The organism is Micromonospora arborensis, from assembly GCF_003205615.1.
Taxonomy (GTDB): domain Bacteria; phylum Actinomycetota; class Actinomycetes; order Mycobacteriales; family Micromonosporaceae; genus Micromonospora; species Micromonospora arborensis.
This window is the reverse complement of the sequence record NZ_PYBV01000059.1, coordinates 20,288-34,859: the sequence shown is the minus strand read 5'-3', so window position 1 is coordinate 34,859 and position 14,572 is coordinate 20,288. Positions and strand designations below refer to the sequence as shown.

The 14,572-nt window shown below is 71.1% G+C and carries 12 protein-coding genes; 5 read left to right on the top strand and 7 right to left on the bottom strand.

Features of this window, described 5'->3' with window-relative positions; genetic code table 11:
- Positions 1-91: 91 nt before the first annotated feature.
- From C7C45_RS31430 to C7C45_RS31400, 7 genes are all read right to left on the bottom strand, one after another.
- Positions 92-1,585 (bottom strand): FAD-binding oxidoreductase, encoded by a 1,494-nt coding sequence (locus C7C45_RS31430; protein ID WP_110568299.1) that lies wholly within the window; start codon positions 1,583-1,585, stop codon positions 92-94.
- A gap of 151 nt (positions 1,586-1,736) precedes the next feature.
- A complete protein-coding gene (locus C7C45_RS31425) occupies positions 1,737-2,462 on the bottom strand; it encodes an HD domain-containing protein (protein WP_110568295.1) in 726 nt (241 codons plus the stop codon).
- 67 nt (positions 2,463-2,529) lie between these two features.
- On the bottom strand, positions 2,530-3,708 hold the full coding sequence (locus C7C45_RS31420) for a Gfo/Idh/MocA family protein (RefSeq protein WP_110568291.1): 1,179 nt from the start codon (positions 3,706-3,708) through the stop codon (positions 2,530-2,532).
- Positions 3,709-3,762: 54 nt separating this feature from the next.
- Complete coding sequence (locus tag C7C45_RS31415) at positions 3,763-5,253, bottom strand: mannitol dehydrogenase family protein (RefSeq protein ID WP_110568287.1); 1,491 nt, start codon at positions 5,251-5,253, stop codon at positions 3,763-3,765.
- The gene (locus C7C45_RS31410) at positions 5,244-6,548 is read right to left on the bottom strand and encodes an enolase C-terminal domain-like protein (RefSeq protein ID WP_110568283.1); all 1,305 of its coding nucleotides are present in this window, start codon (positions 6,546-6,548) and stop codon (positions 5,244-5,246) included. The genes C7C45_RS31415 and C7C45_RS31410 overlap by 10 nt, the downstream gene beginning before the upstream one ends.
- Complete coding sequence (uxaC, locus tag C7C45_RS31405; protein ID WP_110568279.1) at positions 6,545-7,978, bottom strand: glucuronate isomerase; 1,434 nt, start codon at positions 7,976-7,978, stop codon at positions 6,545-6,547. Before uxaC ends, C7C45_RS31410 begins: the two co-directional genes overlap by 4 nt.
- 25 nt (positions 7,979-8,003) lie before the next feature.
- On the bottom strand, positions 8,004-9,332 hold the full coding sequence (locus tag C7C45_RS31400) for a Gfo/Idh/MocA family protein (RefSeq protein ID WP_110568274.1): 1,329 nt from the start codon (positions 9,330-9,332) through the stop codon (positions 8,004-8,006).
- A gap of 238 nt (positions 9,333-9,570) precedes the next feature.
- Here C7C45_RS31400 and C7C45_RS31395 point away from each other — a divergent pair, with 238 nt between their 5' ends.
- From C7C45_RS31395 to C7C45_RS31375, 5 genes are all read left to right on the top strand, one after another.
- Positions 9,571-10,701: a LacI family DNA-binding transcriptional regulator gene (locus tag C7C45_RS31395; protein ID WP_244200663.1), complete on the top strand. Its 1,131-nt coding sequence runs from the start codon at positions 9,571-9,573 to the stop codon at positions 10,699-10,701.
- Between the two features lie 19 nt (positions 10,702-10,720).
- Positions 10,721-12,070, top strand: a complete 1,350-nt coding sequence (locus C7C45_RS31390; protein WP_110568267.1) for an ABC transporter substrate-binding protein — start codon at positions 10,721-10,723, stop codon at positions 12,068-12,070.
- A 31-nt stretch (positions 12,071-12,101) separates the two neighbouring features.
- Positions 12,102-13,085 carry a carbohydrate ABC transporter permease gene (locus tag C7C45_RS31385; RefSeq protein ID WP_110568265.1) on the top strand — a complete coding sequence of 328 codons (984 nt, stop codon included), beginning with the start codon at positions 12,102-12,104 and terminating at the stop codon, positions 13,083-13,085.
- Positions 13,085-13,981: a carbohydrate ABC transporter permease gene (locus C7C45_RS31380; protein WP_110568263.1), complete on the top strand. Its 897-nt coding sequence runs from the start codon at positions 13,085-13,087 to the stop codon at positions 13,979-13,981. The genes C7C45_RS31385 and C7C45_RS31380 overlap by 1 nt, the downstream gene beginning before the upstream one ends.
- Positions 13,965-14,572: hypothetical protein (locus tag C7C45_RS31375; protein WP_110568309.1), on the top strand; the 608-nt coding region annotated here is incomplete at its 3' end. The genes C7C45_RS31380 and C7C45_RS31375, both read left to right, overlap by 17 nt.

The window sequence follows — 14,572 nt, the reverse complement described above, 5'->3', positions numbered from 1 at the left end:
GGTATGAATATGACTCTGAGGCATATCGCAATCCCGAGTTGGTGGCCCGGCGGTGCGGGTTGGTGTCACCCGCACCGCCGGGCATCCCGGGTCAGAGCGTCGCGGGCGGGATGCTCTGCTCGTACTGGAAGACGTTGTGCGGGTCGTACTTCGCCTTGATCTTGCGCAGCCGGGGGAAGTTGCGCCCCCAGTAGGCGGTCTCCCATTCGGCCATGCCGATGTTCGGCACGTTGACGTAGGCGCCGTCCACGTAGGGCCGCAGCGCCTGGCTGAACTCGGCGATCCAGGTCTGAGCGATCGGGGTGATGGCGTCGTCGCTGTTGGGCTCGCCGCGGGTGCCCCAGCCCGCTCCGGGCTCGGAGTAGAAAAGGGCGTCGCGGTGCGGGAACGCCGCGCCGCCGAAGGGCTCCTGTCGTTGGGCCCCCCGGCCGAAGGCCTGGGTGAAGAAGTTGCTGTCCGGTGACGGGGCGTTCTCCATGAACTCGCGGACGATGCTGATCGCCTTCTCCGGGAACGGCTCGCGGGTGAACTGGGAGAAGAACTTCCAGTTCGCCGGATCCTCCTCGTTCGGGGTCTGGAAGTCGGCGTAGACGTCGCCCCAGTTGCCGATCTGCACGGTGACCGTGGGGGTGCCGATCGACAGGATCGGCGCCAGCAGCTTCCTGGCCTCCGCCTCGGACCCCTCCGCGAGCACCGCGAACAGGAGGATCTCGGTCGGGTGGACCTCGATCTGGCTGCCGAGCCGGGGGTCGGTGAACGGTGCGACGTGCTGCCAGGCTTCGAAGACCTCGTGCAGGTTGTCGAGGCCGGGCCAGGTCACCTGTAGGTAGGCGACGCTCGTCAGCGGAGCCACCTGGTAGGTCAGGGAGGTGACGATCCCGAAGTTGCCGTTGCCCGCTCCGCGCAGCGCCCAGAGCAGGTCCGAGTGGTTCCACGGGTCGACCTGGAGCACCTTCGCCCCGTCGGCGCCCGCCGCGACGACGATCTCCGCGCCGATCAGGTTGTCGCAGGCCATCCCGAGGTAGCGGGTCAGGAAGCCGAGGCCGCCGCCGAGGGTCGCCCCGGACAGGCCCACGGTTCCCTCCGTGCCGGTCGTCACCGCGAAGTCGTGCTCCCCGAGGGCGGTCACCGCCTCCGACTGGGTGAGCCCCGCGCCGACCTTAGCCGTGCGGGCGGCGGTGTCGATGTGGACGTCCTTCAGCTCGCTGACGTCGATCACGATGCCGTTGTCGACGTTCGACCAGCCTTCCAGGTTGTGTCGGCCACTGCGTACCCGCAGCGCGACGTCGTGCTGCCGCGCCCAGGTGAGGGCGTTGACCACGTCCTGGGTCTCCTGTGCGAAGACGATGACCAGCGGATAGTGCACGAACAGCTCGTCCCAGCCGAGGCTGGCCTCCGCGTAGTTGGGGCTCTGCGGGCGGACGATACGGCCGGTCAACTGTGCCGGCGGGAACTTCGTGTCGGAGGGCCACCCTGGGCCGTCGGCTGCGATCGCCGAGCTGCCGGCGATCATGCTCGGGATAGCGACCGCTCCGGCGCCGACGGCCGTCGCCCTGAGCAGATCACGACGGGAAAGGTCGCGCATGGTCAGAATCCTCTCGATTGGTGACACGCCTGAAAGACGAACCGAGAGGGGCATTTCCTCTCATTAGGCGCGAAACCAACCGTAATGCCCGAGGCTTCCCCGCAGATCTGAGAACTTGTCACGGAACCCGGTCGGGTGATCCGGGGACGGGTCAGTTCGGGGCGGGCTGGTCCAGGATGGCGCTGAACCGCTCCTCGGCAAGGTCGAGTTGGCCGAAGATGTGCCGCTTCACCGGCAGTGACAACGGTGTGTCCGGCCGGCCGATCAGATCCCGGAAGAGCGGCACCAACGGCCGGTACTTCCGGGCCGACGACACGACCTTCGGCCCGACCGTGTGGATCACGCCCACGCCGTTGTCGGTGAAGTCCGACACCTTGATCACTCGGGCCCAGGGCTCCCGGTCCAGGCTGACCGCCAGGTGCTCCCGGTACTGCGCGTTGCGGTCGCGCGCGGGGTCGTACCGCGGGTTGGTGACGGCGGCGACCAGGGTGGCCACCCGAGGGCCGAAGCGCGCGGCGAGCGCGGCCAGCGCGGCCGCGGTCGGGTCGGCCCCCGGAGCACCGTCGGCCAGCTCGGACGGGTGGTCCTCGACCGCGTCGTGCAGCAGGCCGGCGACGATCACGTCCACGTCCCGGACCTGGTAGTGGTGCATCAACCGGATCGCCACCCGCAGCAGGTGATTGAGGTACGGCTCGCGGACGCGTCGGTCGTCGCGGTGCAGCTCGGCGGCGAGGTCGAGCGCGGCGGTCAGCCGCGTCCGGGCATCGTCGTCGAACTGTTGGACCTCCAACCGGAAGCGCTCCAGCAGGCCCGGTTCGCCGTGGATCTCGGTGATCGCGTGCATCGGCATGCTGCCCAGGTGCGGCGGGAAGTCCATGCGTCACTTATAGCCGATCTTCTCCACGTCGATGTGCCCGTTCGTCGCCGACCCGACCACGAGCCTCCTATCCCGCCAGCTCGGCGCGGTACGAGGCGGCTGCCCACGGCACCGCCAGCTCGCTCGGGAGCGCCCCCCGCTCGGCCGCCCGGCGCAGCACGTCGACCACGCCCCGCAGGTGGCGGATCCGCTGCCCACCGTCGCCCACCGTGGTCACCAGGTCGCCGTCGAGGAGCCGAGGCTCCGGCGCGGCCCGCAACGCGTCCAGCAACGTGGTGAACGGCGCGGTACGGGCCAGCGGAGCGATCAGCGGCACCCTCGATGGGTCGACCCGGTGGGCGAGCAGGTTCTCCAGCAGGCCCTGTCGCCCCGGGACGCGGCGGGTGACCACGTCCCCGGGCAGCCGCAGCTGGTCGGTCGGGTACTCCAGCACCGCCTGTCCCGCCGTACCGGCCACCACTACCTCGCCCGCCACGAACTCCTCGGCGGCCAGGGTCACCGCCACCAGGACGGGTGGCCCGGCGCGGAACAGGACCCGCAGCACGGCGGTGTCCTCCACCTCGATCGGCCGGACCCGGTAGCGTTCCACCTCGATCGTGACCGGCCGGGGCGTCGCCCCGCCGAGCGCCTCGGCGATCGCCAGGCACTGCATCACCGCGTGCGCGAGCGGGTTGACCAGCGCGCCGTCGAGCACCGGCTGGCCGTTGAGACTCCGTCGACCCGCCCAGGGGGAGCGGGCGTAGTAGTCGTCCGGCCGTTGCCACGCGGCGACCGTGGAGATGCCGGTGACCGTGCCCAACCGGCCTGCGGCCAGCGCGTCGGTCAGCGCGGTGAGGGCCGCCGAGCCGAGCGACTGGAAGCCGACCTGGGCCACCCGGCCGGCGGCGGCGAGGGCCCAGGTCAACTCCTCGTGCTCGGCCAGCGACAACACCGGCGGCTTCTCCAGCAGCAGGTCCGCACCGGTGGCCAGAGCATCACGGGCGATCGTCAGGTGGGTGTGCGGCGGGGTGCAGATCACCACCACCTCCGGCCGGGTGGCGGCGAGCATCGCCCGATGGTCGGTGAAGACCCCGACGCCGGGTGGCACCGGCGCCACCGGATCGTCCTCCACGGGCCGGACGTCGACAAGGGCGACCAGCCGTAGTCGACCGGCGGCGTGCAGCGGCGCGATGACGCGGCGGTGCGAGCGACCGTGCCCGTTCGCCCCGATCAGGGCCACCCGGGGCGGCGACGTCACCCCGTTCACCACCCACCGGCCAGTCTCAGCCCGACCATCGGGCACCGGCCAGTCCCAGCCGGGTCACCGGGCACCCGCCAGCGTGGCCTCGACACCGTGTCGCTGCAGCGCGGTCAGCCACGTGATCACGTCGGCGCGGACCTCGTCGTCCTCGGCCACCTCGACCGGGATCATCTCGCGCAGGGCGAAGACCGCGTCGACCGCGCCCTCGGGGGTCTGCGCTCCGGCGGCCAGCGCGGCGCGGATCGGCCCGGCCAACGGGTCCTGGAACGGCAACGGCCGGCCGTCGTCGGCGTACCCGAGCGCGAAGCGCAACCAGGACGCCACGACCAGCGCGCCCCAGCGCGCGGACCGGCCGGCCGCGCGGAGGTCGGCGATGGTGTGCAGGACCCGCTGCGGCAGTTTCTGCGAGCCGTCCATCGCCACCTGCAGGGTGCGGTGTCGGATCGCCGGGTTGCCGAACCGGGCGAGGACCTGCTCGCCGTAGTCGACCACCCGGACCCCGTCCGGTGGGGTGAAGCTGGCCGCGACGTCCTCGGCGATCAGCCTGCGCAGCACGTCGGTCAGGTGCGGGATCTCCAGCGCGTCGGCGATCGTCTCCCGACCGGCCAGCGCGCCGAGGTACGCCGCGGCCGAGTGCACGCCGTTGAGGCTGCGCAGCTTCAACCGTTCCCACGGGCCGGCGTCAGCGGTGAGGACGGCCCCGGCGTGTTCCCAGCCCGGCCGGCCGGCGGGAAAGTCGTCCTCGATCACCCACTGCGCGTACGGCTCGGCGGCCACCGCTGCCAGGTCGGTCACGCCGAGCGCTCGGCGTGCCGCCTCGATCGTCTCCGGGGTGGTGGCCGGCACGATCCGGTCCACCATGGTGCCCGGGCAGGTGACGTTGGCGGTGACCCACTCGACCAGCCCGGGCACCCCGACGGCACGGCTCACCGTCTGGTCGAGCATCCCGCGCAGACGTCGGCCGTTGGCCGGCAGATTGTCGCAGCTGACCAGGGCCACCGGCCCGGCGTCCGCGGCGGCCCGGGCGGCCAGCCCGCGCAGCAGCAGCCCCGGCACCGTGCTAGGCGGCTGACCGCCGGCCAGGTCCGCGGCGAGCGCCGCGTCGGGCGACAACTGGCCGGTCACCGGGTCGAGTTGGTACGCCTTCTCGGTGACGGTCAGCGTCACGACGCGTACCGCCGGGTCGGCGAGCAACGCCACCACGGCGTCCGGGTCGCTGGGCGCGTGCCGTACGCCGCTCAGTGCGCCCACCACCCGGGTGGAGGTGCCGGCGGCGGAGAGGGCGCTGACGCTGAACAGGTTGTCCTGCGCGGTGAGCGCCTCGACCATGGCGGTGCTGCGGGGGGCGACGGCGACGATGCCCCAGTCGCCGCCGGCCGCGCCGATCGCCGCCTCGGTGTAGACGGCCTGGTGCGCCCGGTGGAACGCGCCCAGCCCCAGGTGCACGATGCCGGTCGGCACGGTGCCCGGCCGGACCAGCGGACGGGCCTCGGCGGGCAACCGGCGCAGCATGCCCAGGCCGAGCCGGGAGGTGTTGACGGTCACCGCCATGCCGGGCCGTCCGGGAAGCGGAACTCGGCGATCGACGCCGGTCTCATGGTGGCGCTGTAGCCGGGCCGGTCGGGCAGCAGGTACCGGCCGCCGCGGGTGCGTACCGGGTCGACGAAGTGCTCGTGCAGGTGGTCGACGTACTCGATCATCCGACCGTCCAGGCCGGTGCCCACCCGCAGGTAGTCGAAGATCGCCAGGTGCTGGACGTACTCGCAGAGGCCCACACCACCGGCGTGCGGGCAGACCGGCACCCCGAACTTCGCCGCCAGCAGCAGTTCGGCGAGCACCTCGTTGACGCCACCGACGCGGCACGCGTCGATCTGCATCACACCGATCGCCTCGGCCTGCAGCAGCTGCTTGAAGATCACCCGGTTGGCGGCCACCTCGCCGGTCGCCACCCGGCACCGCCCGCCGGTCAGTTCGGTCACCGCGCGGGCGATCCGGGCATGCCCCAGGATGTCGTCGGCGTGGGTCGGCTCCTCGATCCAGTACGGATCCACCTTGGCCAGCGTGGCCATCGCGGTGATCGCCTCGTCGACGTCCCAGACCTGGTTGGCATCCATCATCAACAGGGCGTCCGGGCCGATCTCCGCCCGGATGATCCGAGCCCGACGCAGGTCGTCGGCGAGCGGGCCGCCGACCTTCATCTTCATCGCGCGCCAACCGTCGTCGTACGCCGCCCGGGTCAGCGCCCGCACCTTGTCGTCGGGGTAGCCGAGCCAGCCGACCGAGGTGGTGTACGACGGGAAGCCGTCCCGGTCCAGGGTGGCCAACCGGTCGGCCAGCCCGTCGCGCCCTTTGTCGAGGATGGCCGCTGCCTCGTCCGGGGTGAGCGCGTCGGTGATGTGCCGGAAGTCGACGCTGGCCACGAGGTCGTCGGTGGGCAGTTCGGCGAGGAACCGCCACATCGGCTTGCCGGCGAGGGTGGCCCGCAGGTCCCAGACCGCGTTGACCAGCGCGCCGGTCGCCATGTGGATGACGCCCTTCTCGGGGCCCAGCCAGCGCAGCTGCACGTCGGCGCTGAGCGAGCGCCAGAACGCGACCGGCTCGGCGGTGATCTCCTCGATCGTGCGCCCGCGTACGTGGTGGGCCAGCGCGCGGACCGCCGCGCAGGTGATCTCGTTGCCCCGACCGTTGGTGAAGGTGAACCCCGCGCCGACCGGCCCGGCGTCGGTGCCCAACTCCACGTACGTCGCCGAGTAGTCGCCGCGGTTGATCGCGTCGGAGCCGTCGCCCCGAGCCGCGGTCGGAAACCGCACGTCGTGCACGTCGACGGAGGTGATGGTGACGCTCACTGGTTGTCGCCTCCGAAGTTGAAGACCCGCTTGGGTAGCCGGTACGCCAGGTCCACGATGGTCTCGGCCGCCTCGTCCAGCGGCAGCCGGTGCTCGGCGACCAGCCGGGCCAGGAATCCGGCGTCCACCCGGCGGGCCACGTCGTGGCGGACCGGGATCGAGCAGAACGCGCGGGTGTCGTCGACGAACCCGGTGGTGTTGTAGAAACCGGCGCTCTCGGTGACCGTCTCCCGGAACCGGCGCAGCACCTCGGGGGAGTCCAGAAACCACCAGGGCGCGCCGAGCAGCAGCGCGGCGTACCCGCCCGCGAGGGGCGCGAGCTCGCGGGTGAAGGTGTCCTCGTCGAGGGTGTAGAGCACCACGCGCAGGCGTGGATCGTTGCCGTAGCGTTCCAGCAGCGGGGCGAGCGCGTGCACGTACTCGGTGGCCTGTGGGATGTCGCCGCCGACGTCGCGGCCGTGCCGGGCGTGCAGCCAACGGTTGTGGTTGCGTACCGCACCGGGGTGCAACTGCATGACCAGGCCGTCGTCGAGCGACATCCGGGCGAACTCCACAAGCATGTGTGCCCGGAACGCTTCCGCGTCGGCGGCGTCGGCCTCGCCGCGTCGGCCCCGGTCGTACAGCCGCTCGGCCTCGGCCGGCGCCAGGTCCAGTGTGCGCGCGGTGGGGTGGCCGTGGTCGGAGGAGGTCGCCCCGGCGGCGATGAACGCGGCGCGTCGGGCCCGCAGCGCGGCCAGGTAACCGGCGTACGTGCCGGTGTCCTCGCCGGCCAACTCGCCGAGCCGGTCCACATGTGTCGACCAGCCTTCGAACTCCATGTCCACCACGTCGTCCGGGCGGAAGGTGGTGACCACCCGGCCGCCCGGTCCGCCCCAGCCGTCGGCGGCGAGTTTGGCGTGCTGGCCAAGGTCGTCCAGTGGCGACTCGGTGGTCGCGAGGACCTCGATGCCGAACCGTTCGAACAACGCCCGGGGCCGGAAGTCCGGCTCGGCGAGCCGGGCGGCGATCTCGTCGTAGATCTCGTCCGCGGTGGCCGGGCCGAACGCGGTGTGCACCCCGAACACGGTGCGGAAGGTCTGCTCCAGCCAGAGCCGCGACGGAGTGCCCCGGAACAGGTGCCAGTGCGCGGCGAAACGCCGCCAGATCACCCGGCCGTCGGTCTCCACCGGGCTGCCGTCGCGGGTGGGCACGCCCAGATCCGCCGGGGGTACGCCCTGGCTGAGCAGCATCCTCGTCAGGTAGTGGTCGGGCACGATGAGCAACTGCGCCGGGTCGGGGAAGGGTCGGTCCTCGGCGAGCAGGGCCGGGTCGACGTGCCCGTGCGGCGAGATGATGGGTTGCTCCGCGCCGAGGGCGTACAGCTCCCGGGCCAGCGCACGCTGGCCGGGTTCGGGCGGCAGGAGCAGGTCGGTGTGGTCGAACGTCGGCACGGGGATGGGCTCCTCGTCTCCTGGGTCAGCGGGGGGTGAGCAGGTCGGCGACCCGGACCGGTTGACCGGTCGCGAAGGATCGGTTGGCGGCCAGCCCGGTGAGCAGGGCCAGCGCGCCGTCGTCGGCGGTCGCGGCGCGGTCCAGCGGGTCGGGTTGGCCACCGAACAGCACCCCGGTCATTCGGGCGTCCGCGCCGCCGTGCCCCTGTCGGGTCCGGCTGGCGATCGGGATCTGCCGGGGCGGTTCCCAGAACGGGCGCAGGGTGAGTGTCGCACCGCCGCCCTCGGCCGGCGCCTCGGTGCCGTGCAGGGCGGCGCCCTTGACCGCACCGGCGGTGCCCCGGTCGACGAAGTCGTTCTCGGTGACCTCCAGCTCCAATCGGCCCCGGCTGCCGTTGACCATCACCCGGTAACCCTCCCAGGGTGCGTAGGCGGTGAGGTGGTAGGTCATCGTGGCGCCGGTGGAGTAGCGGGCGAGCACCGCCATGTCGTCCTCGATGCTCACCCCCGGGGCGAAGACGTTGCGGTCGCGCTGGTAGCCGTCCTCGGCCTCGGCGTCGAGATACAGCTCGCGGAGCCGGGGGTGCGCGTCCAGCCGCAACGCGAACGGGTCGTCGACCGCGGCGGGGGAGCCGTGTGCCCGTTCGTAGTCGCGGGCGTAGCCGTGCCGGCGGCCGTCCGCGCCGTAGAAGAAGAGCCGGCCGGCCGCGTACACCTCGACGGGGGTGGCGGCCAACCACCAGTTCACCAGGTCGAAGTGGTGGCTGGCCTTGTGCACCATCAGCCCACCGGAGGTGGCCTTGTCGCGGTGCCAGCGGCGGAAGTAGTCGGCGCCGTGGCGGACGTCGAGCAGCCACTCGAAGTGCACCGAGCCGATCTCGCCGACGGCGCCCTCGGCGAGCAGCCGGCGGACCTGTTCGTGCAACGGGTTGTAGCGGTAGTTGAAGGCGACAGTCACCCGGCCGCCGGTCTCGGACACCGTGTTCAGGATGCGCCGGCAGCGTGGCGCGTCCACGGTCATCGGCTTCTCGGTGACGACCTCCCGGCCGGCGCGCAGCGCGGCCACCACGTACTCGTCGTGGGTGACGTCCACGCTGGTGACCAGGACGACATCGACACGCTCTTTCTTCAGCATCACCGCGAAGTCGGCGGCCGGGTACGTGGGCACCGGACGGTGGCCCAGCTCGGACAGCCAGCGGTTGTGCGCGTCCATCCGAGCCTGGTTGATGTCGGCGAAGGCGACCAACTCGGTGGTGTCGGGGTGGTCGAGCACCAGGGCCCGGACGAACATCTCCGCCCGCGCGCCGGTGCCCACGACGGCGTAGCGGGCCCGGCCGGCGGCTCTCGGTGACATTCGGGTCGCCTCCCCAGTGATCCTGCAAAGGTTTGCAGTGAAGTAATCACGATCGATCCGATCGCGTCAACGACGACGACACGATCGGCGGTATTTATCAGTGTTTGCGGGCCCGTCAGTTACCAATCGGAGTGTGGGTGCAACTAAGCCGTAACCATTGACCGTTGACACTGGCGCAACCGTTTGCATTAATGAGCCACACCGCGTGACCGCCGCCACACCGGACGAAGGGGTCGCCGTGCCAGTCACCATCCGGGACGTCGCCCGGGCGTCCGGTGTGCACATCTCCACCGTGTCCCGCACCTTCTCCGCTCCGCACCTGGTCAACCCGGAGACCCGGGTCCGGGTGCTCGCGTGCGCGGAGGACCTGGGCTACCGCCCGAACCGGGCCGCCCGGGCCCTGATCACTGGCCGTACGCACAACATCGGGCTGATCATCGCGGACATCGCGAACCCGTTCTTCCCGCCGCTGATAAAGGCGGCGGAGAGTCAGGCCCGGCACCGCGACTACCACGTCTTCGTGGCCGACACCAACGAGGACCCCACCACCGAGGAAGAGTTGGTCCACGCGCTGGCCAAGCAGGTGGACGGGGTGTTGCTGTGCAGCCCTCGAATGAGCAACAGCCTGATCGAGCAGCTCAGCCGTGAGGTGCCACTGGTGGTGGTGAACCGCCAGGTGACCGGCCTGCCCTGCGTGCTGATGGACGTCGGGCAGGGCGCGCGGGCGGCGATCGAGCACCTGATCGGCCTCGGCCACCGCAGCATCGCGCTGCTCGGCGGCCCGCGCAGCTCGTGGACCAACCGGGAGATGCGCCGAGCCGCCGGCGCGGCCGCCCGATCCGGCGGCGCCGAGCTGACCCTGCTCGGCCCGAACGCGCCCACCGAGACCGGCGGCGCCGCCGTCGCCGAGCAGGTGCGGCGTAGCGGCGTGTCGGCCGTGCTCGCCTACAACGACCTGATGGCGATCGGCCTCATCGAGGGGCTGCACGCGCTCGGGGTCCGGGTGCCGCAGGAGGTGAGCGTCGTCGGGGTCGACGACATCACCCTGAGCCGGCTCACCCGCCCCAAACTGACGACGGTGGCCACACCCACCGGGGCCGCCGGCCGGACGGCCGTCGACATGCTGCTGCAACAGGACATCGAGTCACCGCGCGGTGCGCGGGCGCCCGGTGCCGGCACGGCGCTCGGCGTCCGTCGTACGACCGCACAGGTAATGCTCCAGACCGACCTGGTCATCCGCGACTCGACCGGACCGGGCCCACACGCCCGACCGGTACGTCCCCTGGCCGCACCGCTTGGCCCGGACCCGCATTGCCCTGCGGGCCCGGGCATCCCGACCGCGGTCACCGGTGACGCCGTCGCCTCCTAATGCCGAGGAGTGAGCGCACATGCACCCCGCAACGCCCCCCACCACCAACGCGCCGGTCGGGCGCAGTCACCGTACCCCGCTGTCTCGGCGGCGCCTGCTGCGCGGCCTGCTCGCCGTGACGGTCGCCGCGCCGCTGATGTTCGGGGCCGCTGCCTGCGGAGAAGACGACGGCGGCGCCGCCGACCCGAACGCCCCGGTCAAGCTCTCCATCTTCTGGTGGGGTGGCGACGCCCGGGCCAAGCTGACCGAGGACGCGCTGGCCCTCTACACGAGCAAGCACCCGAACGTGACGTTCGAGAAGACCTGGCAGGCCAACCAGGGTTACTTCGACAAGCTGGCGACGCTCACCGCCGGCGGCAACCCGCCGGACCTGTTCCAGATCGACGACAACTACCTGGCCGAGTACGCGGCCCGCAGCACCACGCTCGACCTGACCTCCTACCAGAAGTCCGGAAAGCTGGACACCTCCAAGTTCCCCGAGAGCCTCTGGCAGTACGGCGTGGTCGACGGCAAGCTCGTCGGCCTGGCCGCCGGGGAGAACACCCAGGGCCTGGTCTACAACAAGACGCTGTTGACCAAGCACAACCTGCCCGAGCCGACCACCGGGATGACCTGGGAGCAGCACATCGCCTGGGCCGAGGAGGTGTCGAAGAAGACCGGCGTACCCGGCACCCAGGACCCGAGCGCCGACTACAAGGCGCTCTGGGTCTGGCTGCGCCAGCAGGGCAAGGACCTCTACAAGGGCAAGGAGCTGGGCTTCACCGCCGAGGACGTGACCAAGTGGTTCGAGCTGTGGAAGAGCGCCCGGGACCGCAAGGCCACCCCGACCGCCGACGTCATCCACGAGGGCAACGCCACCGACATCACCAAGCAGCTGGTGGTCACCGGCAAGGCCGGTACCAGTTGGGTCTGGGCCAACCAGATGCCCGATTTGAAGAAGAACACCAAGGACGAGCTGGGCGTGATCGCCTACCCCGGTGACCCCAGCGCACAGTGGGCCCGGGCCTCGATGTACTGGTCGGTGTTCAAGGGCAGCAAGAACAAGGACGTCGCGGTCGACGTGATCAACTTCCTGAACAACGACCTGGAGGCGGTCAAGCTGCTCGGCACCGACCGTGGCCTGCCGTCCAACCAGGACCTGCGTCGCGTGGTCAACGACGGCACCACCGACCCGGCCATGCAGCAGTCCATCGCCGTGGAGGCGGAGCTGACCCAGAAGTTCGGGAAGTCGCCGCAGGTGCCGATCAAGGGGCACAGCAAGGTGCGTACCGAGCTGACCAAGGCCGCCGAGAACGCACAGTACGGCCGCGCCACCCCCGCCCAGGCCGCCGCCCAGTTCATCGAGGCGTGCAAGTCCGCCATCGCCTGACCGCCGCACGAGGCGAGGAGAGGAGCCGTTCGTGGCGTTGACCACGGCGCCCGACCCGACCCGACCTGATCCCGGATCCGTCCGGGCCCATGCCGACCGGCGTGGGTCCGGACGCGTCCGGCACAGCGAAGGCCTGGCGGGGTACGTCTTCCTGTCGCCGTGGCTCATCGGCCTGATGGGTGTCACGGCGATCCCCATGCTGCTGTCGCTCTATCTGAGCTTCACCAACTACGACATCCTCACCCCCTTCTCCGAGGTGGAATGGGTGGGGCTGGCCAACTACGAACGGATGTTCACCGCCGACCCGTCGTACTGGCACGCGGTGCGGGTGACCCTGACCTTCGCGCTGATCGCCGTACCCCTGAAGTTGGCCGCGGCGCTCGGCGTGGCGCTCCTGCTCAATCGGGCCTGGCGCGGGGTCGGGCTGTTCCGCGGGTTGTTCTACCTGCCGTCGCTGCTCGGCGGCAGCGTCGCGCTGGCCATCGTCTGGGTCAACATGTTCAACCGCGACGGCGCGTTCAACTCGCTGCTGAGCATCTTCGGCATCACCGGCAAACCGTGGGTCAACGACCCGGACTGGGCCCTGGAGACGTTGATGGTCCTGGCCATCTGGCAGTTCGGCGCACCGATGGTGATCTTCCTGGCCGGGCTCAAGCAGGTGCCGACCGAGCTGTACGAGGCCGCCTCGGTCGACGGGGCCGGCCGGTTCCGCCAGTTCCGCAACGTCACCCTGCCGATGCTCTCCCCGGTCATCTTCTTCAACCTGGTGCTGGAGACGATCAACGGGTTCCAGGGCTTCACCGCCGCGTTCGTGCTCAGCAACGGCCTCGGCGGCCCGGTCGACTCCACCCTGATGTACACGCTGAACCTCTACATCACCGGCTTCACCGACCTCGAAATGGGCTACGCCTCGGCGATGGCCTGGGTGTTCCTGCTCGCCATCGCGGTGCTCACCGCGATCTTCTTCAGCACCGGGCGGTTCTGGGTGCACTACTCCGACGGGGAGGACCGGTGATGGTGACCCCGAGCGCCGACGCGTCGACCGCGGCAGCGCCGCCGACCACCCCCCGCCGGCCCGGCGGTCGGCCGGTGCTGCGACTGCTGATCCTGGTGGCGATCGTCGCCGTGGTGCTCTACCCGCTGACCTGGATGATCGGCACCTCGGTGAAGTCCCAGGAGGAGATCGTCAACAACGTCGGGCTGCTGCCCGAGCGGTTCACCCCGGGCAACTACACCGCCGGGTGGTCTAACTTCGACGTCAGCTTCGGCCGGTTTTTCCTCAACAGCGCCATGGTCAGCCTGCTCACCGTGGTCGGCAACGGCCTCTCCTGCCTGCTGGCCGCGTACGCCTTCGCCCGACTGCGGTTCCGGCTGCGCGGAATGTGGTTCGCCGTCATGATCGGAACGCTGCTGCTGCCCCAACACGTGCTGATCGTGCCCCAGTACATCCTGTTCCGGACGCTGGGCCTGGTCGGCGGCGAATGGCCGTACCTGCCGCTGCTCATCCCGCAGTTCCTGGCCACCGAGGCGTTCTTCGTCTTCCTGATGGTGCAGTTCATGCGGGGCGTCCCCCGCGAGCTGGACGAGGCGGCCCGGATCGACGGCGCCGGGCCGTACGGCATCTTCCGGCACATCATCCTGCCGCTGAGCCGCCCCGCCTTGGTCACCACCGCGATCTTCTCGTTCATCTGGACCTGGAACGACTTCTTCCGCCAGCTCGTCTTCCTGTCCCAACTGGAGGACTACACCGTCCCGGTCGCGTTGACCCTGTTCATCGACTCGACCAGCCAGAGCGCGGTCGGGCCGATGTTCGCCATGTCGGTGCTGTCGCTGCTGCCGGTCTTCCTGTTCTTCGTCGCGTTCCAGCGGATGCTCGTCGAGGGGATCAACACCAGTGGCATCAAGGGCTGAACCGACGGACACCGGCGGGCGCCGGGACTGGCGTGACGTCGCCCGCGACGCCGCCGACCTGGCGCTGCTCGGCATCCTGCTGACCCTAGCCGCAGCGCCCCTGCTCACCGCGGCGGCGGCCGCCGGGACGGCCAGCGCGGCGGTGCACGACTGGACGCGTACCGGCAGTTGGCCGTCGGCGCGGGCCACCCTGCGCCGGTTCGGCCGGTCGGCGCTGCCCGGCGTACCGGTCAGCCTGCTCGCGCTCGCCGTGGCCGGGCTGCTCGCGGCCGACCTGGCGGCGCTGGCCACCGGTCGGGTGCCGGGCGGCCCGCCGGCGCTGCTGGTGACCGCACTGATCGCGGCCGGCCTGACCGGGTACGCCGGGCTGGTCGTCGTCGAGGTGGGCGGCAACGGGGGCGGGCGGTGGTGGGCGGCAGCCCGGTCCGCCGCCCGCGCCTGCCTCGACGCGCCCGCCCGCTGGGCGGCGCTCACCGGGGTCACCGCGCTGGCCGGGCTGCTCGCCGTCCTGGTCACCCCGGTCGCGGTGCCGATCCTCGCCGGCTACACCGTGGCCGCCCTGCACGCCGTCGCCGGCCGCCGGCCGGTCTC